Raw genomic sequence first — 25,613 nt, forward strand, 5'->3', positions numbered from 1 at the left:
CCCTCTCCCGCCTCGCCGACCCCGACACCCTCCACCACACCCCCATCGGCGTCCTGCGCAGCGTCGAACGCCCCGTCTACGACACCCTCATGGCCCAGCAACTCGACACCGCCGTCGACCAGTACGGGAAGGGGGACCTGAACGCGCTCCTGACCGGCCGGGACGCCTGGACGGTCACCGGGCGGTAGCGCCGGGGGCACGCGGCGGGGGCCGGGCGTCGGAACCGGACCGCAACCCCCTCCGAACCGAACCCGAAGCCCACCCCCGCACCGTGCTCACCGGCCGGCCCGCCCCCTGTCCGCGTGGCCCCCCGACCGCCCGCCCCGGCCGGGCGAACAGCGTGTTCCCGCCACGCCGGCAAGCGCTCCCGGCCTGCCGGAAAAGGCGCCGTTTCACCGGCCGACGGTTGGGGAGTATTGAGCGCGGGAGCCGGACGCGACGACAGCGCGAGGCCCGACGAACGGAAGGCACGGCATGGCTCAGGGAACTGTGAAGTGGTTCAACGCGGAGAAGGGCTTCGGGTTCATCGCCCCGGACGACGGCACCGCCGACGTCTTCGTGCACTACTCCGCGATCGACTCCTCCGGTTACCGCTCGTTGGATGAGAACCAGCGGGTCGACTTCACCACCTCGCAGGGCCCCAAGGGTCCGCAGGCCGACCAGGTCCGCCCGATCTGAGCCGCACGTGTCGGGTCCGCCGGGCGGCGGACCCGACGCGCAGCCCGAGAGGGCGCGCGGCGGCCGGGCGCGTGTCGACCCGGTGGCCCGGCGGCCCGAGACCCGGGCGGACCTGACGGATCGGCCCGCGCACCGGAATATCCCCGTCGGGCACCGGGGTTGGAGGCGTCGACCACACCCGATCGGCCCTCACCGGAGCAGACATGACCAGCGACGCCGCCCGCTCGTTCCTCTTCGTCCTCGGTAGTTCCCGCCCCGACGGCAACAGCGAGATCCTCGCCCGTACGGCCGCCGGCCAACTGCCCTCCCACGTCCCGCAGCAGTGGATCGACCTGTCCCGGCTTCCGCTCCCGGACTTCCAGGACGGCCGTCACGAGAGCGACGCCTGGACGGTGGGCGAGAACGAGGAGACCCTGCGGCGGGCCACCCTGGGGGCCACGGACATCGTCCTCGCCTCACCCCTGTACTGGTACACCCTCTCCGCGCAGACCAAGCGCTACCTCGACTACTGGTCCGGCTGGCTGGCCGTCCCGGAACTGGACTTCAAGCAGCGCATGGCGGGCCGCACCCTGTGGGGCGTCACGGCCATGGCGGACCACGACGAGACCGTCGCCGACGGCCTGACCACCACCCTCACCAACACGGCGGCGTACCTGCGGATGCGCTTCGGCGGCGTCCTGCTCGGCAACGGCTCGCGCCCCGGGCAGGTACGGGACGACGAGCGGGCGATGATCCGCGCCAAGACCTTCTTCGAGGGCGAGGCGCCCCTCGCGCGCTTCCCCAACGAGCAGCCGTAGCCGCCAGGTCGTCGGTACCGGGACCGCAGCCGATACCGGGTCCCGGTACCGGGACCGTGACCGCCGTACGAGGCGTCGCGCCGGGTCAGAGCGCCCGGCGGCGGCGCACGTGCAGGTGTCCGTCGAGCGGGAACTCGGGCGGCGCCGCCGGCAGGATCCGCTCGAAGGCGTACCCGCTCCTGCGCGCGACCCCGCACGACGCCAGGTTGTCCTCCTGGTGCAGGAGCTCCAACACCGCCGGGCCGTCGGCGCCGAAGGCGTCGAACGCCCAGCCGGTGAGCGCGTCCAGCGCCCGCGACGCCACGCCCCGGCCCCGCGCGTGCGGAGCCGTCCAATAGCCGACCTCGGCGGACGCCCTGCCCGGCGCGACCTCCTTCAGCACGATGCCGCCGACGAGCCGCCCCGACCCCGCCGTCGGCGGGACCTCCCGTACGGCGAACCCGAACCGGGTGCCGGTCGCCCAGCCCCGGCGCTGCTCCGCCACCCACGCCGACCCGTCGGCCCCGTTCCCGACCGGGGAGCCGGTCCAGTGGCCGAACGCAGGATCGCGCACCACCTCGACCAGCGCGCCGACGTCCTCCACGGTCCAGGGACGAAGGACGAGAGCGGGAGCGGACGACGTCGCGTCCACCCGGAGAGTCATGACGGAATCCATCGACGCAGGATAGGAGGCGCGCGCCCGGTCCCGACCGGACGGCCACCGCCCGCCCGCCCCTCCCCATCGCTGAGCCGGCGCGGTTGGATGGACGCATGTCGATACCGGCCGACCCCCAGTGGGTGAAACTCGCACTCGACCTGACCACCTTCGACCCCCGCCGCTTCGGCGCCTACGTGGCGCGGACCCGCCGCGAAGGCATCCGGCTCACCACGTTCGACGAGCTGACGGACACTCCCGCGCACCGCAGGACGCTGTACGAACTGCACCGGACCTGCGCCGCCGACATCCCGGAACAGGGCGTGTTCCCCACCTTCGACGCGTACCTCGGGCGCCGCTTCGACACCCCCGCCTACGACCCGCGCGGCATCGTCATCGCGCTGGACGGCGACACCTGGGTGGGGATGGCCGCGACGACCCACCACGACGGCCACCTCTTCAACGAGATGACCGGCGTACTGGCCGGCCACCGGGGGCGCGGCCTGTCCATCGCCATGAAGACGATCGGCACGCGCTTCGCCGGTCTGTACGGGGTGCACCAGATCCGCACCGTCCACCACCCGGCCCACACGCACGCCATCGCGATGAACCGCAAGATGGGCTTCGTCACCGCGCACTGGCCCGACCCCTGACCGTCCCTCCCGAGCGGCACCGGGCCGCCACGGCGGATCAGTACGTCAGTCGGTAGGTCGAGTCCTTCGGCACCGGGTGCGGGGCCTTGTCGGTGTAAAGGATCCGGAGCGTCGTGAAACGGTCCAGGTCGGGATGGTCGGGCCAGCGCTCCGGGTTGGCCAGGGTCACCGTCACCGGGTACGCGCGGAAGCGGCCCGCCGCGCAGTACGGGCGGCAGTCGTTGACCATGTCCGTGCCGGTGGCCGTCGCGGTGCGCGAGCCCCAGGTGTCCCAGTGCAGGTCGACGAGGCGGTTGTTCCCGTCGCCGCAGGCCAGCAGGTACTCCTCGGGCCGCACCTGGGCCTGCGCGAAGCAGTCGACGACCACGACGGGGTCCGGGGCCGGCGTGGTCTGCGCGGAGGCGGCCGGTACGACTCCCGCGACGAGGGCCGCGGCGGCGCACGCGACGCCGGCCGTCCGCATCACGGACCGCACACCGTGGCGTGCTCCGCGTCCTGCCCGGTTCCCGCCCGCGCGGGCCGACCCGCGGCCGTCCACCGAAACGTCCACGACACCCTCCTCGCCCGGCGACCGATCACACCCAGCCTCCCCCAGATGCGCCGGACCCGCATCAGCGGACGGGGTCGGACGGGGTTGGCGCGGCGGGACGGTCACCTCGCGTGTGCCCGGCGTAGCTCGCGGTGACACTCGGGTCGATCGTCGGCGGGTGATCCAGGGGGCGCGGGAGGTCCGCGCTACCCGGCCCTGCGGTAGGTGCGGCGGGCGGACAGGTGGGCGCGGACGGTGTCGCCCCGCCACAACTTCGTCTCGCCCTGCGACCACTGGTCGGGAGCGGGCCACCGGCCGCGACTGATGTCGGAGCGGACGGTGTCCGGCTGCAGGTTCGCCGCTTCGGCGATCTCGACGACGGTGTACAGGCGGTCGGGGTCGAGCGGCGCGGTCTCGCGGATGTGGTGCTCGTTGAAGAAGGCGGCGACGGCGGCCGGGTCGAACTCCTTGTTCCGCCCGCGCTTGCCGATGCTCTCCGGCCAGCGCTCGTGCCGGCCCCATCGGGGGTTCTCGGAGATGTAGCGGGCGCTCATGCCGTAGTGCGCGGCTATCTCGGTGTAGGTGACTCCGATGCGGCCCTTCGGAGGGACGGGAACGCTGTTGTCCGCCATGCGGCCGGCTTCCTTTGTTCGAATTCTACTGCGCAGCCAACCATGCCCGACCAAACAGGAGTTGGACTGACGACATCCCCTTCGTGAGGGAGGAAATCGACTCGCTCCCGCGGGTGATCGAGACGAACCTCAGGAGGGATATGCGGCGCACGGAGCGGGGGCGTGCATAGGCGAAAATATGTGCGGTCCGCAGCATGTTCGAGACGCTGGGCACCACTGACAACGCCCCGCGAGGAGCGGAGCCGCACCGGTGCGCGAGCCCCGGCCCGCACCGGACAGCCCCACGCCCGCCCGCTGTTGTGACAGCGGGCGGGCGTCGGCAGGCGGATGGAGCGGGAATGGTGTCAGCGCCTGATCAGGACTCGGGCCAGGCCGCCGGCGCCACCGGTGAGCAGGCCCCACACGCAGCCCTCGCGTCCGGCACGGCGTACGTTCTGCCAGACCCAGCCGTGGAAGAACGCCTCCTGGGCGGCTCCGGACAGGTAGCCGAGTCCGCAGGCGCCGAGGGCCCAGCGCAGCACGACGTACGCGGCGAGCGCCGCGCCGACCAACCACACCGGGTCGGCGACGATCGGGTAGGCGTGGCCGCCGCCCCGGTGGTCGACGACCTGGGTCAGGGACGCCCCGTCGGTGGTGAAGCGGGTCGGGACGGGAGCGCCGTTCGCGTCGGCCGCCCAGGGCGCCGCGACCTGCGAGACGGTCGCGCCCGACCCGTCGCGCACGACGGCCCCGCCGTCCTCGGTGAGGGCGATGGAGCCGCCGCCGGGGACGGTCACGTCGTACCGGTACTCGGTGGCCGCCGTGGGCACCGAGATGACGGTCAACATGCGCGCCCCGCCGCCCTCCAGGGCCTGGACCGCGTTGGCGCTGCCGTCGCCCGACGGGTAGGCGACGGTGCCGGGCGCGACGAGCGTGCCCGGTCCGTCGGACGCGCCGGCCGGCAGGGACACCGCGAACCCGGTGCCCGTGTCCGGCGCCAGGGTGACCTCGCCGGAGGCCGCCTTGGGGACGTCCACGGTGGCGCCGCCGGCGGTGGCGGACGCCGCGGAGTCGCGGTCGGCGGAGACCGCCACCCCATCGGATGCGGCGAGCAGGCCGGGTACCTCGCCGAGCGCGGCGGCCACCTCCTGCGTGGTCACCGTCCGGTCCGGCGCGGCCGGTTCACCGGCGAAGGCCGGCGCGGACAGACCGCCGACGCACAGGGCGCCGACGAGGGTTGCCGATACGAGCCTCAGTCGCATGACTGTCTCCTTCAGGTGCGGGTGTCGGGTGCGGGTGTCAGGTGCGGGTGTCGGGTGCGGGTGTCGGGTCGGTCGGCCCCTGCCCGAGTTGGGCAGGGGAGCGAAGGGGGGTGGAGATGGCCCGGACGGCGTGCGTCAGGGCTGCGGCGTCCACCAGGGTTCGGGCTTGCGGCGTCGGCCGCGCAGCCTGCTGAGCCGGTTGTCCCGCGCCACGACGATCTCCTCCAGCTCGGGGGCCTGGAAGAACGTGCGGTGCGCGTGCGCGAAGGTCTCGACGATCCGCTGCGTCGGATCGGACTTGCCGGGCCGCCCTTCCTCCGCCCCCGGGCGCCCCAGTACGGCCTGCGCACCCAGCGGGTGGACGACGTTGCCCCGCATGGCCTTCTCGAACGCCGTGATCGCGGCCACGTACTTCTTGAAGCGCTTGCGGACCGTGGAGACCGACGCGGATGTTCCCGCAGCCAGGTCGGCCGCCTCGTAGGTGGTCCGCGACAGCATCGACCACAGGCGTACGTCGGTCCGGCCCGCCAGGATCTCCTGCATGAAGGCCCCCGTCGCCGGTGCCGCGTCCGGCGTGCACGGCTCCAGGGTCCGGGGCCTGGCCGGCGGGGAGCCGGCGGCGATCGTGTCCAGGATCCGGACCAGCTCGGGGAAACCGCGCCCGGGCCGGTCGTCCTTGTACGTCCAGCCGACGATGGTCCGTCCGGTCGGTGGCGGCAGCAGTTGGCAGACGGCGAACGGGAAGAGGGTGCGTCCGTACTGCGAGGTGGACAGGCCGATCGCGACGGGCCCGCCCCGGCGCAGGACGGTGTCGAAGGCGGTCAGGCAGGTCCGGGTACTGGTCAGCTCGAACTCCACGTCGATGACGACGACGTCGATCTCGTCGCCGTAGGCGTCGAGGTAGTTGTCCAGCCGCGCGGGGTCGGAGAGGTGCCGCATCGCGAAGCGGTCCGGGGATCCGGCCGTGGCCGCCAGGTGGTAGTTGAGCGCACCGAGCGCGGTGGTCGGGTTGTCGTCCAGGACGAGGACGTTCAGGCGACGGTTCATGACGTGCCGTCCTGCGGGGTGAGCGACCAACTCGCGGTGACCACGGTGCCGGTGACCTCGCCGGGTCGGAACGTGAGACTGCCCCGCAGCTGGCCGAGGAGCTGGCGCAGCCGCACCAGGGAGGTGCCCGGCGCGCCCCCGGCGCCCCCGGCGGCATCCGCACCGCCGGCGAAGCCGGGGCCGTCGTCGCTGACGACCAGGGTGAGCACGTCCTCCTCGTACGCCGCCGTCACCACGGCCTGCGGGCGGTGGCCGCCGCGGACCTCCTTCAGGGCGTTGCAGCACAGGTCGGCGAGGATGCTGCGGGCCAGCGAGGCGTCCATGGGGCCCAGCCGGCGCGAGGAGCCGGAAGGACCGGAAGGACCGGAAGGACCGGAAGGACCGGAAGGACCGGAAGGACCGGGGGAGACGGGGGAGTCGAAGGTGAGTCGGGGACGGTCGTCGGGCAGCAGGCCGGCGCGGACCGCGTCGACGATCTCGCCGATCGTGGCGGGCGGGTGCTGGTGGTCGAGTTCGTCCAGGCACCGCCGGAGCTCGCCCCGCAGGTAGATCATCAGCGGTTCGGCGTCGGCGGCGGGCCGCTCGCGGGCGGCCAGCAGCACGTAGTGCAGGGGGTTGCTGATGCTGGAGTGCACGATGGTGGCGTCCTGGAGCCGTTGGGCCACGATCGCGGGCCGCATCTCGTTCAGCGCGCTGGTCAGGATCCTTTCGTAGACCACGGTGGCCGGGTAGAGCAGCAGGAACACGGCCGCGAGCCAGGGGAGGCCGGCGTTGGCGCCGGTCGCGTCGGCGTTGCGGGCGAGCAACAGGCCGTAGACGGCGGCGAGCAGGGCGGGGACGACCGCGCGGGCCAGCCGGGCGAACGCCACCGACCAGGCCTTCGTCGGCTCGAACTGGTAGAAGACCGATTCGACGATCCAGTGCAGCGTCCCGAGGCCGCTGTAGAGCAGGGTGGCGGCGGCCGCGATGAGCTGGGCCCCGGGATGCCCGGTGAACGGCCCCGACGGCGCCCCCACGGTCCAGGCCAGGACGAGCGGCCCGAACGTCTCCAGGATCGCGGGCACGTTGACCTTCTGCCAGCCGTGCAGGTCGAGTTCGCGTCCGATCACGCGCAGCGGCGCCAGCCGGGAGCGCATCATGGCCTCGATGAGGTCCTGGTGGGTGTGCACGATCGCCAGCGCCGAACCGGCGAACGCGGGCACGGTGACGACCCACCACCAGGGCGAGCCGCCGGTCCCGAGGACGACCCGCCCCAGGGCCGCCGCGAAGACCAGGGCGGCCAGGAACCGGAGCGCGGAGGTGGCGCGGCCCATCGCGGTCGTGTTGCGCCGTGAGATCTCGTAGACCGAGGGCCGGCGCAGCCTCGGATCGTGGAGCGCCGCGAGGGCGGAGGTGAGGGACTGCCAGGACCGCATGAAGCTCTCCCGTGCCGTACGGAGGGGGACGGCCACCAGTGGACCACCCCCGGCGGTACGGAATCCGGGTACTTCTGACATGAAAGCGGGAACCTCGCCGCCCCTGAGCGGAATCCCAACGCCCTTGCGAGCAGCGGCCGGTGCGGCGACCTCCACCACCGGGGGCGGCGACCGCCCTTCCCGTGCCTCGGTGTCGGGGGGCGTCCGCCGGGACGGCCCGACGACGGGTCACGGTGTGCTCGCACGGATGCCGACCCCGCGCCGGCGCCGACGGTGCTCGACGCCGTCCTGAGCCCCGAATGGGAGTTCCGTCGCCGAACTCGGCTTCACGGCCGAGCTGCGGGGCGAGCCCTCCCGGGCGCACGCGCTGCACGCCGAGGGGTTGGAGGTGGCGCTCGAGCTGGGGGACGTACGGGCGCAGGCCCTGGTTGGGAGGGGCTGGCCGGCGCGGCGGCGGCCGGCGGCGCCGCGGAACGGGCGGCGGAGCTGCTCGGCGTCGCGCACGCGGCCCGCCTCTCGGCCGGTGCCCCGCTGCCCGAAGCGGAACGGTACGACGTCGACCGGGTGTGGTCGGCCTGCCTGGTGGCGGCCCGGCGGCGTCCGAAGCGGCCTTCGCCCGGGGCACGTCCCGGGACCCGGAGCACGTCGATCCTTGACGCCGGCCCCGGTCCCCGGTCCCCGGCCCCCGGCGGGCGCGGGGCCGCCCGCCGCGCCGACGAACGGGCAGGGGTCAGCCGTGGACGTGCAGCGGCTTGCCCGCCAGGGCCAGGTGGGCTTCGCCGAGGGCTTCGGTCTGTGTCGGGTGGGCGTGGACGAGGGAGGCCACGTCGGAGGGCAGGGCCTGCCAGTTGAAGATCAGCTGGGCTTCGCCCACCTGCTCGCTGACCCGGGAGCCGATCAGGTGCAGGCCGATGACGGGTCCGTCCACGAGCTGGACGAGCTTCACGTCACCGGCCGACTTCAGGATCTTGCTCTTGCCGGTGCTGCCCGCGTTGAACCTGCTGATGACGACCTTGTCCTCACCGTGGAGCTCCTTCGCCCTGGCCTCGGTCAGCCCGACGGAGGCGATCTCCGGCTCGCAGTACGTGACCCGCGCGACGCCGTCGTAGTCGATCGGGGTGACGGGCAGGCCCGCCACCCGCTCGGCGACCAGGATGCCCTCGGCGAAACCGACGTGGGCCAGCTGGAGGGTCGGCACCAGGTCGCCCACGGCCGAGACGGTCGGCAGGTTGGTGCGCAGCAGTTCGTCGACGACGACGTGGCCGCGCTCGACGGTGACGCCGGCCTCCTCGTAGCCGAGGCCGGCGGAGACGGGACCGCGGCCGACGGCGACGAGGAGCAGCTCGGCCTCGATCTGCTTGCCGTTCTCCAGGGAGACGCGGACGCCGGAATCGGTGTACTCGACGCCGGAGAAACGCGATCCGAGCTCGAATTTGATCTTCCGCTTGCGGAAGGCGCGTTCCAGGGACTTGGAGATGTCGACGTCCTCGGCGGGCACCAGGTGGGGCAGGCCCTCGACGACGGTGACGTCCACGCCGAAGGACTTCCAGGCCGAGGCGAACTCGACGCCGATGACGCCGCCGCCCAGGACGATCGCCGACTCGGGGATCCGGTCGAGGAAGAGGGCGTGGTCGGAGGAGATGACCCGGTCACCGTCGATGGTCAGGCCCGGCAGCGAGCGGGGCTGGGCGCCGGTGGCGAGGACCACGTGCCGGCCCCGGTAGCGCACCCCGCCCGCCTCGACCTCGGTCGGGGACACCAGGCGGCCCTCGCCCTCCACCAGGGTGAGGGTCTTGCGGGCCTTCAACGTGCCCTGGAGGCCCTTGTACAGGCCGGCGATCACGCCGTCCTTGTAGGCGTGCACGGCCGCCATGTCCACGCCCTCGAAGGTGGACTTCACCCCGTACGACTCGCTGCGCCGCAGCTCGTCGGCGACCTCGCCCGCGTGCAGCAGGGCCTTCGTCGGGATGCAGCCGTTGTGCAGGCAGGTGCCGCCCCACTTGCCCTTCTCGATCAGGACGACGTCCAGTCCGAGCTGGGTCGCACGCAGGGCGCAGGAGTAGCCGCCGCTACCGCCGCCGAGGATGACCAGGTCGTACACGCGGTTCGCGGAATGCTCCATTGCCGATGACCTTTCGAATGCGTGGTATCACCATCTGTCTGTCATCATCCTGTCATCTCGTCGGCAGGGTACGGACTTTGGCACCGCGATCCATCAACTCCGACGCGGAGAACGGGCCGCGACGGGGCAGGTCGGGACCCCGGCCGGGGGGAGCGTTGTCCACCGACCGGTGGACGGCAAGTTCAGTCCGCAGGACGTCATGGCCGCCCCACCCCGCGCCGCATGCTCCTGACATGACCTCATTTCCCGTACGCACGGCCCGTTGGAGCGCCCGGCACGCGTGGGCCGCCATCGCCGGATGGTTCGTCTTCGTCGTCCTCTGCCTCGGCGTCGGCATCACCGTCGGCACCCACCAGGCCACCTCCGCCGACTTCCGCGTCGGCGAGGCGGGCCGCGCCGAGGCGATGGCCGCCGAGGGAGGCCTGGAGCGCCGGCCCACCGAGCAGATCCTGATCCGCTCCCGCGACAAGGGCCTCCCACTCGACACCGACCGGGCCGGCGCCGCCGCCCGGGACCTCACCGCGCGGATGCGCGCCCTGCCCGAGGTCGACACGGTGGCCGAGCCGGTCCGCTCGCGCGACGGACGCGTCCTGATGGTCCAGGTGGTCATGCACGGCCCCGAGTTGGAGGGCAGGAAGAACGTCGTCCCGCTGCTCGAACAGAGCGCGGCGGTGGGCGCCGCCCACCCCGGCCTGATCGTGGAGGAGACCGGGTCACCGGCCATCAGCAAGGGCGTCAACGACCAGCGCGACGAGGACCTCGCGCTCTCCGAGCGCATCACCCTCCCGGTCACCCTCATCACCCTGCTGCTCGTCTTCGGGTCCGTGGTGATGGCCGCCGTGCCACTGCTGCTCGCCCTGTCCTCGATCGCGGCGGCCCTCGGCCTGTCCATGGCGGCCTCCCACCTCCTCCCGGACGCGGGCGTCGGCACCAACATGATCCTGCTCGTCGGTCTCGCGGTCGGCGTCGACTACACGCTCTTCTACCTCAAGCGCGAACGCGAGGAACGGGCCCGCGCCCGGGGCACCCTCAGCTCCGAGGCCCTCGTGGAACTGGCCGCCGCGACCGCGGGCCGCGCCATCGTCGTCTCCGGCCTCGCCGTGATCGTCTCCACCGCCACCCTGTACCTCGCCACCGACGTCATCTTCTCCTCCCTCGCGACGGGCACCATCCTGGTCGTGGCGGTCGCCGTGGTCAGCTCCCTGACCGTGCTGCCCGCCCTGCTGGTGAAGATCGGACAGCGGTCGGAGCGCCGCGCGGCCCGCACCGCCGAACGCCGCACCCGCCGCGTCGAAGCCCGCGCGGAGCGCCGCGCCCGCAGCGGCAAGCCGGCCCGCGCCGCCCGCCGCCGCGACGGTGGCGCGGACGGTGCGCACGGTGCGGACGGCGCTCACGCCGAGGACCGCCCCGGACGGTTGACCGGCGCCCTGCTGAAGCCCGCCCGTATCCGCCCCGTACTCACCCTGTGCCTGTCCGTCCTGCTCCTGCTGGGCCTCACCGCACCCGCCTTCGGCCTCAAGCTGGTAGACCCGGGCCGCGACACCTTCTCCCGCGACATCCCCGCCGTCCAGGTCTACGACCGGCTCAACGCGGCGTTCCCCGAGCTGTCGTCCCAGCACCGCGTCACCGTCCGGGCCACCGGCCCCGACCGCACGGCCGACGTCCACCGGGCCCTGACGGACCTCGGCCGGCGGACCCAGGGCGACCCCCTGTTCGCCGCGCACGCCGAGCCGCGGGTCCTCACCTCCGCCGACGGGCGGATCAGCGTACTGGAGGTGGCGGTCCCGTACACCGCCACCTCGCAGCGGGCGGGGGAGTCCCTGACCCGCCTCCGGCAGGTCCACCTGCCAGCCGCGCTCGGGCAGCTGACCGGCGTCGAGAGCGCCGTCTCCGGCGACGTGGCGCGCGGTCGCGACTACGTCGACCACGAGAACGCGAAGCTGCCGCTGGTGCTCGGTTTCCTGCTGCTGGTGACGTTCCTGATGACCCTGTGGGCCTTCCGCTCGGTGGTCATCGCCCTGCTCGGCGTCGTCCTCAACCTGCTGTCCGCCGGCGCGGCGCTCGGCGCCCTCGTCGCGGTCTTCCAGGGCACCTGGGCGGAAGAACTCCTCGGCTTCGACTCCCTCGGCGCGATCGCCTCCCGGGTCCCGCTGTTCCTCTTCGTCATCCTGTTCGGACTGTCCATGGACTACCAGGTGTTCGTCGTCAGCCGCATCAAGGAGGCCATGGACGGGGGCATGAGCGCCCGCCGGGCCGTGCTCGACGGCATCGAACGCTCCGCGAAGGTGGTCACCAGCGCCGCCGTGGTGATGGTGACGGTGTTCGGCGCCTTCGTCGCCCTCCACCTCACCGAGATGAAGCAGATGGGCTTCTGCCTGGCCCTCGCCGTCCTGCTGGACGCCGTCGTCGTCCGCCTCATGGTCCTGCCCGCGGTGCTGCTCCTCCTGGGCGAGCGGGCATGGAACCCGCTGCGCCGCCCCCGGACGGCTCCGGCGGCCGGCCCGGCCGTGGACCCGGCCGCCGGCCCGGCGGGCCGCGCGGTGGAGAACGTAGGCTGACGATCATGCTTCAACGGCCCCGGCGCGGCGACCCGTTCTGGATATGGATGCTCCACTGGTGGGACGTCCTGTCCTGGGCGGTCATCGGAATCCTGATCCTGACCACGGTCTTCACGGACCTCCCGAGCACCACGAAGTACGGGTCGCTCGCGCTGCTGGCCGCCCTCGGCGCAAGCTACGGGACCGTCCGGCGACTGCCCGGCAACCCCGTCCGGGGAGGGTACGTCCACCTCGGCGTGCTCCTCGTCGCACTGGCCGGCCTCTCCTACCTGCGCGACGGCTACGGAGTGCTCTACACCCTCGCGCTGCCGCAGTTCGTGATCTTCGTCGACGGTCTGCGCGCCGCGATCGTCCTCAGCGGCCTCGGCGCGGTCGCCATCACCGTCGGCGGCACCCTGCGCGCGGGCTGGAACGCGGAGAACCTCAGCACCAACACCCTCTCCTCCGTCGCGGTGTACGCCGTGAGCGTCCTGCTTGCCGTCCTGACCCCCCGGGCGCTGGAACAGCGCGACGAACGGGAGCGGCTGCGGGCCCAGTTGACCAGCACCCAACTGAGCCTCGCCGAGGCCCACCGGCTCCAGGGCGCGGCCGAGGAACGCGAACGGCTCGCCCGGGAGATCCACGACACCCTCGCGCAGGGCTTCGCCTCCATCATCGTGCTGGCCGAGGCGGCCCGCTCCGGCCTGGCGGCCGATCCGGACCGCAGCGCGCAGCAACTGCTCTCGATCGAGCAGACGGCGCGCGAGAACTTCGCCGAGGCCCGGATCCTCGTCGGCTCCGCCCCGCAGAGCGGCCTCGCCCCCGGATCCGTCGCCGCGACCCTGCGCCGCACCCTGGACCGCTTCACCGAGGACACCGGGCTCCCCGTCACCGCGGAACTGGAGGAGGTGGACTGCGACCAACCCACCCGGATCGCCCTGCTCCGCTGCACCCAGGAGTCCCTCGCCAACGTCCGCAAGCACGCGGCCGCCTCCACCGTCGACGTGGTCCTCGCGCAACGCCCGTACGGGGTGGAACTGGAGATCACCGACGACGGGCGCGGCTTCGTCGTGGCGGACTCCCGCGGCTTCGGCCTCAACGGGATGCGCAAGCGCCTCGCCGAGCTGGGCGGCGACCTGACGCTCACGAGCTCGCTCGGCGACGGCACCCGCGTCCTCGCCCTCATCCCCACGAGCCCGGAGCCGAACCCAGAGCCGAGCTCCGACCCGATCACCGAGGACTGACATGCCCGTACAGCGTGATGAGCGCGACCAGCCCGACCGGCCCGACCGGTCCGCACACGCGGCGCGGGGCGGAGACGGCCCGCAGCCCCTGCGCGTGATCGTCGTCGACGACCACACGGTGATGCGGGCGGGCGTCGTGGCCCTGCTGGCGCAGGAGCCCACCGTCGAGATCGTCGGCGAGGCCGGTGACGGTCGCGCCGGCGTCGAACTCGTCGAGCGGCTGGAGCCCGACGTGGCCCTGGTGGACCTGCGGATGCCCGTGCTCGACGGGGCGAGCGCCACGGCCCAGATCGTCGCCGGCCCGGCCCGCACCCGGGTGCTGATCCTCACCACCTACGAAACCGACGAGGAGATCGAGCGCGCCGTCGAGGCCGGAGCCATCGGCTACCTGCTGAAGGACACCACCCGCGAGCAACTCGTCGACGCCATCCACTCCGCGGCCCGCGGCGAAACCGTCCTGGCCCCCCGCGTCGCGGCCCGCCTGGTCGCCCGGATGCGCAGGCCGGCCGTCGTACCGCTGACCGCACGCGAGGTCGACGTACTGAACGCGGTCGCCGACGGCCTCTCCAACGTGGAGATCGGACGCCGCCTGGTCATCGCCGAGGCCACGGTGAAGACCCACCTGCTCCGCGTCTTCGCCAAACTCGACGTCAGCGACCGCACCCACGCGGTGGTCGTGGCCCTGGAACGAGGCCTCCTCCCCCGCCCCTGACCCCAACCCACCGACCCGCCGACCCACCCCGGCCACTGCCCCGCGACGCTGCTCACTCGCCGGGCCGTACGGGTGTCCCGGGGCGGGGGACGGCGGCCGGTGGTGGGGTACGTGAGTAATTCTTCTCCGGAGTCGTCACACTCCCGGCGTCCCGTCCGTCAGTGCGGTGCAGCCGACGCAGCGAGCAGCGGCACCAACCCTCGGAGACCGCCATGACGAACACCGACGCCCCCCCCCGCGCCCCCTCTCGCGGATGGCGAACCCGGCCGAGTTCGTACCGGAGCTGAACGACATCAGCGCTGCCCTGTTCCGGGCCACGGGCAACCGGTCGGTCCCGCGCGCCACGATGAGCCTGGTCCACCTGCGGGCCGGCCAGATCGTCGGGAACACCTACCTGACCGTCCTGAACACCGGCTTCCTCCGCAAGGCCGAGGAGTCCGAAGTGCGCATCCCGGCCGTGTCCTCCTGGCAGGACGCCCCACACTTCACCGGAGGGTTGAAGTACTACGTGTTCGGGACCGCGACGGTCGTCGCGCTCCTGTCGACCATGGCCTGCGAGGCGGACGGGGGGAACCGCGCCGGGGGTACCGCCTCCCGCAGCGCGGGCGCGTCCGGTACCCCGTCCGGGGCACCGTCCGGTTCCGCTTCCGCGTCCGGCACGCCGGGTCCTTCCGCGGGCTCCGGCGGTTCCGCCGAGTCCGGTACGTCCGCGAAGCCGAGTGGGTCCGCCAAGCCGAGCGGGTCCGTCAAGCCCACCGCCCCGGCCAAGTCCACCGCCCCGGCCAAGCCGAGCGCGCCCGCGAAGCCCGGGGGGTCGGGGAGCTCTGTACTACTACCCGATCGTCCGCTTCGCCGCGGACGCCGAGGTCCAGCCGCCCCCGATGGAGTCCCCGGCGCGGGCGGCCGCCACGATCCGGCCGGGGGAGAAGGCGTACTCGGCCGTGCGCCTCTTCCGGGAAGGCGGGTCACCGACCGAGGCCCGGGCCTCGGTGAAGGTGTTCTTCCACGACCGCACCGCGAACGACGAGGTGGGCGGGCCGATTTCCGTCACGTTGCCCAGGGGGTTCGTGAACGTCGACTCCAACCCCATGGTCACGTTCTGGAACCTCGACCCCGAGGCGGTCAAGAGCTACATGTTCAAGGCCCACCAGCCGCGCGCCGGCCCGCCGGCAGCGGTCCGCCGCCACCGCCACCGGAGGTGGGGGCGGCGGCGGACCGGCCTACCCGGGACCGGAGGCCTTCCGCCCCGCGGTCCGGAGCGGGTCTCAGGTGTGGAGGCGGCTGTTGGGGCCGTCCTGGTCGCCCGCGGCCTCGTCGTTGAACCAGTAGTCCCCGGCGGCCAGGTAGCGGAACGAGTGGCTGCTCTTGCTGGGCAGCTCGACGGAGACGGCGCGGTTGCCGTCCTTGCGGGGCTGCAGGGTGTGGACGCCGGGCTGCCAGTCGTTGAAGTCGCCCACCACGCTGACCGGGCCGGGCGGGGTGTCCGCGGGGAGAACGAAGGTGATCTTGGTGCGGTCCTTGCGCAGGGTGCGTTCCAGCACGACGGGCTCCAGACGGGGGGAGGCGGGGATACCCGCCCATCCTGCGGGGCGGACCCGCCCGGCGCCCGCCGACGCCACCGCCCGGGGTCCCAGCGTCACCCGCCCACCACACCCCGTGCACCCGCCAGGGGTTCCGGCCGGTTCAGCCCTCGCTCATGGCGCAGGCGAGGTAGAGGTCCACCCGGTCGTGGGCGAGGGCGACATCGCGGCCGGTCGACGGTTGCTCACGGAGCCGCCGACCGGCGAAGGAACCGCCGACCGGCGAAGGAACCGACGGCCGGCTACGGAGCCGACGGCTCCGTGCCCTGCCACGTCCTGCGGTAGCCCTCGCGCAGCGGACCTCCGACGAGGTCGAGGACCGCTGACGCCGCATCGATCAGGGCCGTCGGGTCAGCCGCCCGGCACAGCCGCAGGTGTCCTTCCAACAGGGCCGCTCCCAGGGCCGGGTCCGCCTCCAGCAGACGTCGCGGCAGCCACTTCCCACCGCCGATCCACGCCCGACGGTGATCGCAGAGGAGGTCGGCCGCCGCGGTGAGGACGTACCCGGCCACGGCCAGGGTCTCGACGGGATCGCCCGCGTCGGCGAGGTCGTCGAGCGCGTCCGTCAACCCGTACCGCCTCGACCCGACGGCCCGCGCACCCAACGCCGGCGGCCCGCCGCGCAGATCCGCCGCGGCCAGGGCGCGGGCCCGGCCGGCCGCACCGTCCACGTCGACCAGGACGAGGCCACCGGCGTACATGTACTGCATGGCCGCCCGCCGGTTGGCGACGTCCGCGGCGAAGAGTTCGGCGAGACCGGCCCGGGTGTGGACGAAGAGCTCCACGACCCGCCCCTCGAACCGGACGGTCTCCCGGTGGGTCACCCCGTCGTCCCCGACCAGCACCGGGATGTCCAGGTCGCTGCTAGCGGTGGCCCGTCCGGAGGCCGTCGACCCGGCGAGGACCACCGAGAGCGCGTCGGGAAAGCGGTCACGGACGAGACGGCGGGCCTGTGCCACGTGGGGCGCGTTCATGCCGGTCAGCCTGCCAGGACCGACGCGCGAGGGCGAGCGGGTTCCCCCGGCGTCCCGGCCGAGGTGTCCGCGGCCCGACCGGGTCGGGTGAGCGGTTCGAAGCCGGGGCGGAAGTGCGGTGGACCCCGCCCGAGCAGGGCAGACTGCCTGGAACCCGGCGGTCGTTGCCGGCGCGGTGCCCGTACGAGAGGAACACCTGAGATGAGCCTGGCAGGCGACATGATCCTGCTCGCCTTCGACGCGAAGCGCGGGGAACTTCCGGTCCGGCAGTACCTGGCACCGGCCGTGCGCGGCGCGATGCTGGCCGAACTGCTCGACCGCGGCGCCCTGACGGACGAGGCGGGTACGGCAAAAGCGGTGGGTGACGCTCCGCAGGATGCCGCGCTCCGGCAGGTGTGGCAGGGGATAGTCGACGAGCCCGGTAGGAAATGGCTCTACTGGGTCCGGAAGGACGGTCGAGAATCGATCCACTACGTGCTGAGGAGCATGGAGCAGGACGGCCTGCTGGAACAGAGCATCAGCCGCGTCTTCGGCGTCTTCGCCCTGAACCGCGCCGACCTCACCCCGCACGGCCTCAGCGCGGCCGGCGAGGTACGGGCGGAGGTGCGGGCGGCGGTGGCCGCCGCGGACGCCGCCCGGCCCGCCACCGGTACGGCCGACCCCGACGGTGACGCCGGACCCGGTGGCCGCGCCGCGCTGCTGGCCGGCCTCGCGCACGCGGGAGGCCAACTGTCCTCGGCCCTGTCGTCCGACCGGCGCCGCGTCCTGACGGACCGCCTGATGACCCTGGCCGAGAACGCCGCCCCGGTGTCGGAGGCGGTGTGCCGCGCCGCCCAGGACTTCCGCGGCGCGGCGGCCGCGTAACACCGACCACCGACGCCGCCGGCGCCCCGCCCCCGCCCCGTCCCGGCCCATCCGCTCAGGCGAACAGTTCGGCGAGGAGTTCGGGGCCGATCGGGATGCGGGACGGGCGTTACGCGGGGGGCTGCGTACCCATCAGGGTGCGGACCAGGTGGGCGTCGTCGGTGACCCGCGCGAACCCGGAACCGTCCAGACCGACCCGGCACACCGTGCGCCGGTACGGGTCCTCCTCGACGAGCGCGGCGGCGGTGAAGTACACCACCCGCTCCACCTCGTCGACGCGCAGGATCTCCCGCACCCCCCACGCCCCGGCGGTGACCCGCCCGAGCAGCGCGCCGGTGCGCACGTCGTACCGGTACAGGTGGCCCCAGCCGTCCCGCTACGAGTACCAGAGCACCTCGTCGGCCAACGCCCGTACGATCGGCGGCTCGTACAGCCACTGGTTGGGGTCCACCCGGGTGTCCCCGCTCTCGCCGAGCACCGCGGAGACCTCGCCGGTGACCGGGTCCAGCCGGTGGAGGGTGAGCGTGCGCAGGTCGCGGGGGCGGTCGAGGAAGTGGACCGCCGAGCCGTCCGGAGCCCACCACGCCCACTGGGTCAGGATCGGCGACACGTTCGGCATGAGCGGCGGCTCGGCCCGTGCGCGGACCACCGTGCCCGTGGCGACGTCCAGGACGACGAGCTCGGCCCGCGGCAGGTTCTCGTCCCCGGCGTAGGCGTACCGCTGGGTGTGCAGGAGCGGCGCGGAGCCGTCGCTGGGCGCGGCCTCCACGAGGTGGGTGCGGCGGACGTCGCGCTCGTCGGAGCGGTGGGCCAGGACCTTGGTCGAGTCGGGTTACCAGAGGACCGCGGGCGGCAGGTGCGGCAGACCCGTCTTGCGCAACAGGGTGCTGTCGCCGGTGGACCGCGGTCCGCGGCCGTACCCGTGGTCGGGCTCGCCGTCGGTGGTCAGTTCCCACTTCCGGCCGTCGGACAGGGAGCGCGCCCACAGGTCGTGCCCCCGCAGGGACACCGCGAGCTCCCCGTCGGGTGACGGCACCTCCAACGGGTTGCCCGCCGGCGGGAACTCGGCCCGCTCGCAGACCCGGTCGTCCGGCCGGTAGCGCCAGTACGCGCCGAACGCGACGAACTCCACGGCGTCCCCGGTCACTTCGACGCCGGTGAACGGCAGGGCCTCCGGGTCGACGTCCTCACCGGACGCGGCGGCCGGCGCGGTGGCGAGCAGGGCGTGGTCGAACGCCGGCTCACGGGTACCCGCCGCGGGGTCCACCAGCGTGAACCGGCTGCCGAGGCCGTTGCTCACCGCGTACCGGAAGCGGGTGCCGCCGTCGATCCACTGCCGCCGGACCTTGTCACCGACGACGAGTTCGCCGGGGCGGGCGGGCGGGCCGGCGCAGGAGTTGCTCGGCGGCCTGGTAATCCTGGGTGGTGCTCATCCTCGTCGACGTCCTGAGGGGTCGGTACCGGCTACGGGGTGTCGGGGGGCGGGGCGCGTTCAGTGGCTGCGCGCGGTGATGTCGCCGTACGCGGTGGTGGCGCGGATGGTGAGGGCGGCGGCGGGGCCGTCGGCGTTGTTGAGGGTGTTGTGGACGCGGCCGTAGTGGGTGCCGGCGTCCAGGGTGGCGGAGGTGTGACGGGCGGCGCCGATGGTGATGTCGCCGTGCTCGGTGCGCAGGTTGACGGTGCCGCGGGTGGCCTCGGTGATGTGGAGGTCACCCTTCTGGGTGTGGATGTCGGCGGGACCGCCGAGTCGGCCGATGGTGATGTCGCCGGTGTGGACGGTGAGGCGGGCGTGGTCGGCCTCGTCGATCTTGACGGTGGCCTGCGCGGCTTCGAGGGTGACGTCGCCGAGGCGTCCGACGCCGCGGAACGCGACTGCGGCGGTCGTGGCCTCGACACGGGAGCCGGCGGGGAGTTGGACGGTGATCTCGACGGATCCGGGGTGGCCGAGGACGCGGTTCCTGACGGGAGCGGCGGCGATCCGCAGGGTGCCGTCGTGGAAGTCGGCGGTGGTCTGCTCGGCCGCCTTGACGTCGCGGGCCTTGGCGGGGTCGGCGGGCAGGATCTCGACGGTGGTGTCGGAGCGGTCGGCGGCGATGACCTGGATGCGTCCCGCGGGGACGTCGAGGACGGCGGCGACCGGGGCGGGGGTGGCGAACTTCAGCATGGTGGGCTCCTTCGTCTGCGGCGGGCACTCGGTCGGCCCGGTTGTTTCCGATGAGGGAAACAGTAAGTTGCGTTCACGTATTGGGCAACAGATTCGTTGCATCAAGTCGCTGATATTGCAGGTCAAAGGGCCAATTTCGTTGCATCGTGGATGTGTTTAACGCAACGGTCAGTTGAGCGTCTGTTGCAATGGGCTGAGGGTGAACGCTTTACTGGCGACACCACCGACTCCGAAGGAGCCCGCGATGCCGGCAGGCCGACTCACCCCACGGGAACGCCGACGGATCGCGCGGGGAGTGGCCGACGGCCTCGCCTACGCGGAGATCGCACGCGGCCTCGGCCGGCCGACCTCGACCGTCAGCCGCGAGGTACGGCGCAACGGCGGCCCCACGGCCTACCGAACCGACCGCGCCTCCCGAACCGACCGCGCCTCCCGACCCGACCTCGCCTCTCGCGCCGACCGCGCCCCCCGATCCGACCGCGCCCCCCGCGCCGCCGAACACCGCGCCCCCGCGCGGGCGTACGGGCGCGACACCGGGGCGGTGCGCGCGTACGGGGCGGTGCGCGCGTACGAGGACCAGTGCGCGGCCGTGCTCATGCGATCGGGCCTGCCCAGGATGGCGGCCCGCGCGCTGGCCGGCCTCTGCACCACCGACGAGGGCGCCCTCACCGCGTCCGAACTCGTCGGGCGCCTACGGGTCAGCCCCGCCTCGGTCTCCAAGGCGATCGCGTTCCTCGAAGGCCGGGGGCTCGTCCGCAGGGAACGCGACGGACGCCGCCGCGAGCGCTACCTCATCGACGACGACGCCCTGTACCGAGCGACGATCGCCGCCGCCCGCGGCACCGAGCACCTCGGTGTCACCGCACGACAGGGCGTCCGCGTCCTCGGCCCCGGGACCCCGGCCGGGGCCCGCCTCGAAACCGTCGCCCGGTTCGTCGACTTCGTCGCCGAGAGCCTCGCCCGCGCCGCGGACCAGGCCCGCGCCGCCCGACACACTTGGCCCGCAACGCCCCCGGACGGAACCGGCTGAGCAGCCGGGGTCGGGCCGCCCGGACCGGGGCACCCCGGGTGCCCCCGTACCGGTCAGTACGCGTGCGACGTCGGCGTCGTGCTTCCCATCGGCCTGCGCGGGTAGCCGACAGGCGACGGACCACGGACGACGAACCACGGACGACAGCACACGGCAGTCGGGTAAGGAGCAGTAGTGATCACTCAGGACCAGCTCACGGCCATGGCAGGATGCACGGCGCACACGGACCAGGGGCAGCGCCTGGGACAGGTGGAGTACGTCCTGGTCGACGACACCACCGGCAGGCCCGAGTGGGTGCGGATCACCGACCGGGCCTCGGGGCTGGGTGGGGTGTTCGTCCCGCTCCGGACGGCGGAGTGGAAGGACGGGCGCCTGGTGGTGCCGTATCCGGTGACGCTGATCGAGCAGGCCCCCTGCGCCGCGCTGGACTGCGGGAGCGTGCTCTCCGTGTCGGAGGAGGAGCAGTTGTACGGGCACTACGGGGTGCGTTCCGCACGCGACGAGGTCAACGCGGAGGGCGACGCCGGGTGGGCGGTGATGGACCGGGCGCAGGTCATGCGCGAGGGCACGGCCGGCCAGGAGCACGCCGTCTCCCGGCTGCGACCGGTCCAGCCCGGACGCTGAACCGGGCCCGGGGCGCCCGGGCTCCCGCACGTCCCGCCCGCCGCCGCGCCCCGGCGCCGCGCCCGCGACCTACCGGGCCCCGGCGCCGGTACGGATCACCGGTCGGCGGCGGCCGGTTCCTCCAGGACGCGCTTGAGGTTGCGCAGGGTGGTGCGGATGTTGCGCTGCTGGAAGTCGGCGAAGGTGTGGCCCCGCGTGGCGATCCGGTCGAAGGCGTGGGCCACGAAGTCGGGCCACGCGCGACGGTCGTCGGTCCACGTCTCGGTCACCCGGGTACCTTCCGGGACGGACTCGAACCGGTACTCCCAGGTGGCGATGGGGCCGCGCACGCGCGGCTGCCGGACGCCGATCGCGTGCACCCGGAACCGGAACAGGCGCCCCTCCTCGACCGCCGTCACGGTGCACCGGGTGGTCCACCGGAAGGCGCCGCGCTTGTTGCGCCCGTCGAACACCATGCCCACGCGCGCCTCCCCGGCGCCGCCGTGCACGGTGGCACCGAGGTTCTCCGGGCTCCAGTCGCCCATCCGGGCGGGATCGGAGACCTTCCGGTAGACATCGGCGGGCTGGGCAAGGACGACGATGCTGTCGGACACCGTGAACGTACGAGGCATGGGACTCCCCTTCTCGGCTGCCGACGCTACCCTCGGACGCCCCACCTGGCTACCCCCGGGTAACTTCGGCGGGCGGCAGGCAGGCACCCCCGACCGAGCCCCCGACTGGAGCCCCCGTCCCGAGCCCCCGACCCACCTTCCGGGCCGGGCCGGGGCGGAAACGTCACTCCTCCGTCGCGGCCCGGTCGGAGTCGCCGCGCAGAACGCAGAACTCGTTGCCCTCGGGATCCGCCAGGACGGCCCAGCCCGAGCCGTCGGGATTCCGGTGGTCGCGGACGAAGCGGGCACCGAGGCCCGTCAACCGTTCCACCTCCTCATCGCGTGAGGTCTCGGGGCGCAGGCACAGATGGATGCGGTTCTTGCCCGCCTTGGCCTCGGGCACCTGGTTGAAGTACAGCACCGGGCCCTCGGCCGGCACCACCTGCGTCTCGCGGTCCCCCGGTTTGTCCTCCGGATGCAGGGGACAGCCCGTCGCACTGCTCCAGAACCGGGCCAACTCGTAAGCATCCGCACAATCGATCGCCACGTTCTGCACTACTGACACCATGCGTGCGACCCTTCCCGATCTCCGCGCCGAACGCCACCGAGTTGCGCCCAGGAAGCAACCCCCCGGCACCCGTCGCCCGGCATCCGGCATCCGGCACCCGTCGCGCCGCCACCGCCCGGTCAGAGGCCGGTGACGCCCGCCACGGTCAGGAGTACACCGATCACGGCCAGGACCACCGCCGTCACCGCGGCGCTGTGCGTCTCCAGCCACGTCCTCGCCCGCCCCAGCGGGGTGAGGACGCGCTCGCCCAGGACGACGTGCGACAGCAGGGGCAGCGCGACGGTGGACACGGCGATCGCGGTGAACACCGCCACGGCGATGCCGGCGCGCGCGGTACCCAGTTCGGTCGCGCCGACGGTCAGCCCGGCCGCCGCGGTCAGCAAGAGGGCCTTGGGGTTGGCGAGCGAGAGCAGCAGGCCCAACCGCAGCCCCTTGGTCGGGGTGGCGGTGGTGAGGGCCCGCATCCACGCCGGGGTGTCCTTCGCGGCGCCGGAACGCCACTGCCGGACCGCCAGCAGGACGAGCACCAGGCCGAGCACGGCCTTGGTCCACGACGCCCAGGTGGGTGTCTCCCCCGTGTGCTCGATGACAGAGGCGAGGGCGGTGCTCGCGGTCGCCACCACGAGGATTCCGACCGTCCAACCGGCGAAGAAGGCGCCAGCGGCCGCCCGGCCACTCGGCTGCGCGATCCACCCGTCGGGTAGGAGTGTGAACGAACAAAACCCGCGCGCATTCCCGTTCCTGGCGATGAAAAACAGGAAAATACCACGTGCATGATCGGGGGCGGTGGGGGCACTCGGAGTCTCGGAGGTAATAACTATGGTTCCCCTGCTTCTTGTTCTTCTGCTCGCTCTGATCCTCTTCGGCGCCGGTTTCGCGGTGAAGATCCTTTGGTGGGTCGCCATCGCCGTTCTGGTGCTGTGGCTGGTCGGCTTCGTCGCCCGTCCCAAGGGCGGTAGCGGTCGGTGGTACCGCTGGTAGACCCGCCGCTGATCTGCGGCGTTGTGGTGTGGGGCCCGCCCCGGTCGAGGGGGCGGGCCCCACACCCATGTGTGCGTGCTCGTTACGGACGGCTGTTCCCGGGTAGGCGCGCGGGTGGCCCGGGCGGTCGACGGGAGCAGTCGGGAACCGACGCCTCCGAACCCGTCGGCCGCCCAGGTCCCGGCCCGTCGGGGAGCGTCCGGGAGCATCGGAAAGATTCATCGCTTTCCCGGGTGTGAGGCGAATGCGCCGGGGCAGGCGAGTTTTTGTGATCGTGAGGCCGCCCGTCGCTCGGGAATTCCCGGGGGCGGGCGTCGAGTTCCAAGCCAATGGGAGGTTTCTTATGACCGAGAACGTGTGGGGCTACCGCGAGACGTCCGGCCGACTGACCGGCGCGGACCTGACGGACCTGACGGGCTACAAGGTCGAGGCCGCCGACGGCTCCATCGGCAAGGTCGACAAGCACTCGGACGAGGTCGGCTCCGCCTACATCGTGGTCGACACCGGCCCGTGGATCTTCGGCAAGGAAGTACTCCTGCCGGCCGGTACGGTCACCCGTATCGACCCGGGCGAGGAGAAGATCTACGTGGACCGCACGAAGGAGCAGATCAAGAACGCTCCCGAGTTCGACAAGGACAAGCACCTCGGCAACGCGGAATACCACCAGCAGGTCGGCGGCTACTACGACGGCCCGCGCGGCGTCTGAGCGAGTCCGCCGGATCCGACGCGCACGTCTTCGTGAGGCGGGGACGCGGGGCGGATGACCGGCAGCACCCGGAGGGCGGGGCGGCGACCATGCGGTTGCCGCCCCGCCCTCCGCGCTTGGTCCCGCGGTCGCCGGGTAGGCGCACGAAATGGAAGACGAAGCGGTGGAAACCGGCGAGGACCTGCTGTCCGGGTTGAGCATCGACGCGAGCAGGCCGGAGCAACCCGTCCTGTTGGACGCCGTAGGGGCTCCCATCCGGACGTGGCAGGAGAACTACCCGTACCAACAGAAGGTGCGGCGCGCCGAGTACGAGCGGAACAAGCGGATCCTGCAGATCGAACTGCTGAAGTTGCAGCGCTGGGTGCGCGAGACGGGCGCCCGGGTGCTGGTGCTCTGCGAGGGCCGGGACGCGGCGGGCAAGGGCGGCACCATCCAACGCTTCACCGAACGGCTCAACCCCCGAGGGGCCCGCATCGTCGCCCTGGACAAGCCGACGGAACGGGAAGCGGGGCAGTGGTACTTCCAACGCTACGTCGCCCACCTGCCGGGCCCCGGTGAGATCGTCTTCTTCGACCGGTCCTGGTACAACCGCGCCGGCGTCGAGAAGGTGATGGGGTTCTGCACGGAGCGCGAGTACGAGCTCTTCCTGCGGCAGTGCCCGACCTTCGAGACGATGCTGGTGGACGACGGGATCCTGCTGGTCAAGTTCTGGTTCTCGGTCTCCCAGGCCGAGCAGCGCACCCGGTTCGCGATCCGGCAGGTGGACCCCGTCCGCCAGTGGAAACTGTCGCCCACCGACCTCGCCTCCCTCGAACTGTGGGACGCCTACACGCGGGCCAAGGTTGCGATGTTCCGTGCCACCGACACCGAGGCGGCGCCGTGGGCGGTCGTCAAGAGCAACGACAAGCGGCGCGCACGGCTGGAGGCGATGCGCAGCCTGCTGTGGCGCGTCGACTACGACAACAAGGACCCGGAAGCGATAGGCAAGCCCGACCCCCTGATCGTCGGCGCCGCCGACACCCTCCTCGAAGAGGGCGAGGAACCCACCACGCTGTCCCCCACCCCGCTCACCGGCCTGCCCACCGGCCCGGGCCACCACCCGACGCCGGAATGAGCGCCGGGCCACCCCGGAAGGGACGTCGACATTTCCGGGGCGCGCCGCCCATAAGGCATACGGATATTGAAAGCGCAATGGGAGATGTACGGAACAGCGGAATGCGCGATACGCGGTGCGGCACGTCGTGCGTGGGTCACAAGGACATGACGGCCTGAGCAATTCAAGACTTATCCT

28 protein-coding genes and 3 pseudogenes are annotated in these 25,613 nt (G+C 72.7%); 14 read left to right on the top strand and 17 right to left on the bottom strand.

What is annotated here, in order from left to right:
• From AB0D46_RS26195 to AB0D46_RS26205, 3 genes and pseudogenes are all read left to right on the top strand, one after another.
• Positions 1-188, top strand: a pseudogene (locus AB0D46_RS26195) (2-oxoacid:ferredoxin oxidoreductase subunit beta); the annotation flags it as partial.
• Positions 189-474: 286 nt separating this feature from the next.
• Positions 475-678, top strand: a complete 204-nt coding sequence (locus AB0D46_RS26200; protein WP_362880869.1) for a cold-shock protein — start codon at positions 475-477, stop codon at positions 676-678.
• A gap of 203 nt (positions 679-881) precedes the next feature.
• On the top strand, positions 882-1,475 hold the full coding sequence (locus AB0D46_RS26205; protein ID WP_362880871.1) for an NAD(P)H-dependent oxidoreductase: 594 nt from the start codon (positions 882-884) through the stop codon (positions 1,473-1,475).
• A gap of 85 nt (positions 1,476-1,560) precedes the next feature.
• Here the strand turns inward: AB0D46_RS26205 and AB0D46_RS26210 are convergent, their stop codons facing one another.
• The gene (locus tag AB0D46_RS26210; RefSeq protein WP_362880872.1) at positions 1,561-2,118 is read right to left on the bottom strand and encodes a GNAT family N-acetyltransferase; all 558 of its coding nucleotides are present in this window, start codon (positions 2,116-2,118) and stop codon (positions 1,561-1,563) included.
• Between the two features lie 107 nt (positions 2,119-2,225).
• Between AB0D46_RS26210 and AB0D46_RS26215 the strand changes: the two genes are divergently transcribed.
• Positions 2,226-2,762, top strand: coding sequence for a GNAT family N-acetyltransferase (locus AB0D46_RS26215; protein WP_362880874.1), 537 nt, complete (start codon positions 2,226-2,228; stop codon positions 2,760-2,762).
• A 37-nt stretch (positions 2,763-2,799) separates the two neighbouring features.
• Here AB0D46_RS26215 and AB0D46_RS26220 read toward each other — a convergent pair whose 3' ends face one another.
• The 6 genes from AB0D46_RS26220 to lpdA all read right to left on the bottom strand — a co-directional run bounded on the left by AB0D46_RS26220 (position 2,800) and on the right by lpdA (position 9,748).
• Complete coding sequence (locus AB0D46_RS26220; protein WP_362880876.1) at positions 2,800-3,312, bottom strand: hypothetical protein; 513 nt, start codon at positions 3,310-3,312, stop codon at positions 2,800-2,802.
• Between the two features lie 185 nt (positions 3,313-3,497).
• Positions 3,498-3,923, bottom strand: coding sequence for a hypothetical protein (locus AB0D46_RS26225; protein WP_362880878.1), 426 nt, complete (start codon positions 3,921-3,923; stop codon positions 3,498-3,500).
• Positions 3,924-4,267: 344 nt separating this feature from the next.
• The gene (locus AB0D46_RS26230) at positions 4,268-5,164 is read right to left on the bottom strand and encodes a hypothetical protein (RefSeq protein WP_362880880.1); all 897 of its coding nucleotides are present in this window, start codon (positions 5,162-5,164) and stop codon (positions 4,268-4,270) included.
• A gap of 135 nt (positions 5,165-5,299) precedes the next feature.
• Positions 5,300-6,211: a hypothetical protein gene (locus tag AB0D46_RS26235; RefSeq protein WP_362880882.1), complete on the bottom strand. Its 912-nt coding sequence runs from the start codon at positions 6,209-6,211 to the stop codon at positions 5,300-5,302.
• Entirely contained in the window at positions 6,208-7,707 is a 1,500-nt protein-coding gene (locus tag AB0D46_RS26240) for a hypothetical protein (RefSeq protein WP_362880883.1), read from the bottom strand. Before AB0D46_RS26240 ends, AB0D46_RS26235 begins: the two co-directional genes overlap by 4 nt.
• Before the next feature lie 649 nt (positions 7,708-8,356).
• Entirely contained in the window at positions 8,357-9,748 is a 1,392-nt protein-coding gene (lpdA, locus tag AB0D46_RS26245) for a dihydrolipoyl dehydrogenase (protein ID WP_362880885.1), read from the bottom strand.
• Between the two features lie 233 nt (positions 9,749-9,981).
• On the opposite strand from lpdA, the gene AB0D46_RS26250 reads away from it, so the two are divergent.
• The 4 genes and pseudogenes from AB0D46_RS26250 to AB0D46_RS26265 form a co-directional block, all read left to right on the top strand.
• Positions 9,982-12,306 (top strand): MMPL family transporter, encoded by a 2,325-nt coding sequence (locus AB0D46_RS26250; protein ID WP_362880886.1) that lies wholly within the window; start codon positions 9,982-9,984, stop codon positions 12,304-12,306.
• A gap of 5 nt (positions 12,307-12,311) precedes the next feature.
• Complete coding sequence (locus tag AB0D46_RS26255) at positions 12,312-13,529, top strand: sensor histidine kinase (protein WP_362880888.1); 1,218 nt, start codon at positions 12,312-12,314, stop codon at positions 13,527-13,529.
• 1 nt (position 13,530) lies between these two features.
• Entirely contained in the window at positions 13,531-14,241 is a 711-nt protein-coding gene (locus AB0D46_RS26260; RefSeq protein WP_362880890.1) for a response regulator transcription factor, read from the top strand.
• 253 nt (positions 14,242-14,494) lie between these two features.
• Positions 14,495-14,731, top strand: a pseudogene (locus AB0D46_RS26265) (carboxymuconolactone decarboxylase family protein); the annotation flags it as partial.
• A 14-nt stretch (positions 14,732-14,745) separates the two neighbouring features.
• Here AB0D46_RS26265 and AB0D46_RS26270 read toward each other — a convergent pair.
• The 4 genes from AB0D46_RS26270 to AB0D46_RS26285 form a co-directional block, all read right to left on the bottom strand.
• Positions 14,746-14,973: a hypothetical protein gene (locus AB0D46_RS26270; RefSeq protein WP_362881004.1), complete on the bottom strand. Its 228-nt coding sequence runs from the start codon at positions 14,971-14,973 to the stop codon at positions 14,746-14,748.
• Between the two features lie 100 nt (positions 14,974-15,073).
• Positions 15,074-15,337 (bottom strand): hypothetical protein, encoded by a 264-nt coding sequence (locus AB0D46_RS26275; RefSeq protein ID WP_362881005.1) that lies wholly within the window; start codon positions 15,335-15,337, stop codon positions 15,074-15,076.
• 169 nt (positions 15,338-15,506) lie between these two features.
• Positions 15,507-15,782 (bottom strand): isoamylase early set domain-containing protein, encoded by a 276-nt coding sequence (locus tag AB0D46_RS26280; protein WP_362880992.1) that lies wholly within the window; start codon positions 15,780-15,782, stop codon positions 15,507-15,509.
• Between the two features lie 281 nt (positions 15,783-16,063).
• Positions 16,064-16,795, bottom strand: a complete 732-nt coding sequence (locus AB0D46_RS26285; protein ID WP_362880892.1) for a nucleotidyltransferase domain-containing protein — start codon at positions 16,793-16,795, stop codon at positions 16,064-16,066.
• Positions 16,796-16,996: 201 nt separating this feature from the next.
• On the opposite strand from AB0D46_RS26285, the gene AB0D46_RS26290 reads away from it, so the two are divergent.
• Positions 16,997-17,659, top strand: a complete 663-nt coding sequence (locus tag AB0D46_RS26290; RefSeq protein ID WP_362880894.1) for a GPP34 family phosphoprotein — start codon at positions 16,997-16,999, stop codon at positions 17,657-17,659.
• A 109-nt stretch (positions 17,660-17,768) separates the two neighbouring features.
• Here AB0D46_RS26290 and AB0D46_RS26295 read toward each other — a convergent pair.
• The 3 genes and pseudogenes from AB0D46_RS26295 to AB0D46_RS26305 form a co-directional block, all read right to left on the bottom strand.
• A pseudogene (locus AB0D46_RS26295) lies at positions 17,769-18,473 on the bottom strand (DPP IV N-terminal domain-containing protein).
• Positions 18,474-18,491: 18 nt separating this feature from the next.
• On the bottom strand, positions 18,492-18,959 hold the full coding sequence (locus tag AB0D46_RS26300) for a hypothetical protein (protein ID WP_362880896.1): 468 nt from the start codon (positions 18,957-18,959) through the stop codon (positions 18,492-18,494).
• A gap of 192 nt (positions 18,960-19,151) precedes the next feature.
• A complete protein-coding gene (locus AB0D46_RS26305; protein ID WP_362880898.1) occupies positions 19,152-19,823 on the bottom strand; it encodes a DUF4097 family beta strand repeat-containing protein in 672 nt (223 codons plus the stop codon).
• Positions 19,824-20,067: 244 nt separating this feature from the next.
• On the opposite strand from AB0D46_RS26305, the gene AB0D46_RS26310 reads away from it, so the two are divergent.
• Positions 20,068-20,853, top strand: a complete 786-nt coding sequence (locus tag AB0D46_RS26310; RefSeq protein ID WP_362880900.1) for a helix-turn-helix domain-containing protein — start codon at positions 20,068-20,070, stop codon at positions 20,851-20,853.
• Between the two features lie 174 nt (positions 20,854-21,027).
• A complete protein-coding gene (locus AB0D46_RS26315; RefSeq protein WP_362880902.1) occupies positions 21,028-21,477 on the top strand; it encodes a PRC-barrel domain-containing protein in 450 nt (149 codons plus the stop codon).
• Positions 21,478-21,572: 95 nt separating this feature from the next.
• Here AB0D46_RS26315 and AB0D46_RS26320 read toward each other — a convergent pair whose 3' ends face one another.
• From AB0D46_RS26320 to AB0D46_RS26330, 3 genes are all read right to left on the bottom strand, one after another.
• Entirely contained in the window at positions 21,573-22,088 is a 516-nt protein-coding gene (locus AB0D46_RS26320; RefSeq protein ID WP_362880903.1) for an SRPBCC family protein, read from the bottom strand.
• A 163-nt stretch (positions 22,089-22,251) separates the two neighbouring features.
• The gene (locus AB0D46_RS26325) at positions 22,252-22,635 is read right to left on the bottom strand and encodes a VOC family protein (RefSeq protein ID WP_362880905.1); all 384 of its coding nucleotides are present in this window, start codon (positions 22,633-22,635) and stop codon (positions 22,252-22,254) included.
• A gap of 119 nt (positions 22,636-22,754) precedes the next feature.
• Positions 22,755-23,522 (bottom strand): GAP family protein, encoded by a 768-nt coding sequence (locus AB0D46_RS26330; protein WP_362880994.1) that lies wholly within the window; start codon positions 23,520-23,522, stop codon positions 22,755-22,757.
• On the opposite strand from AB0D46_RS26330, the gene AB0D46_RS26335 reads away from it, so the two are divergent.
• The 3 genes from AB0D46_RS26335 to ppk2 all read left to right on the top strand — a co-directional run bounded on the left by AB0D46_RS26335 (position 23,455) and on the right by ppk2 (position 25,436).
• Positions 23,455-23,616 carry a hypothetical protein gene (locus tag AB0D46_RS26335; RefSeq protein ID WP_053676175.1) on the top strand — a complete coding sequence of 54 codons (162 nt, stop codon included), beginning with the start codon at positions 23,455-23,457 and terminating at the stop codon, positions 23,614-23,616. The genes AB0D46_RS26330 and AB0D46_RS26335 overlap by 68 nt on opposite strands.
• Positions 23,617-23,959: 343 nt before the next feature.
• Positions 23,960-24,322 carry a PRC-barrel domain-containing protein gene (locus AB0D46_RS26340; protein WP_362880907.1) on the top strand — a complete coding sequence of 121 codons (363 nt, stop codon included), beginning with the start codon at positions 23,960-23,962 and terminating at the stop codon, positions 24,320-24,322.
• A gap of 148 nt (positions 24,323-24,470) precedes the next feature.
• Positions 24,471-25,436 carry a polyphosphate kinase 2 gene (gene ppk2 / locus AB0D46_RS26345; RefSeq protein ID WP_362880909.1) on the top strand — a complete coding sequence of 322 codons (966 nt, stop codon included), beginning with the start codon at positions 24,471-24,473 and terminating at the stop codon, positions 25,434-25,436.
• Positions 25,437-25,613 lie beyond the last annotated feature (177 nt).

The sequence above is a fragment of the Streptomyces sp. NPDC048383 genome (assembly GCF_040651775.1).
In the GTDB taxonomy this organism is placed as follows: domain Bacteria; phylum Actinomycetota; class Actinomycetes; order Streptomycetales; family Streptomycetaceae; genus Streptomyces.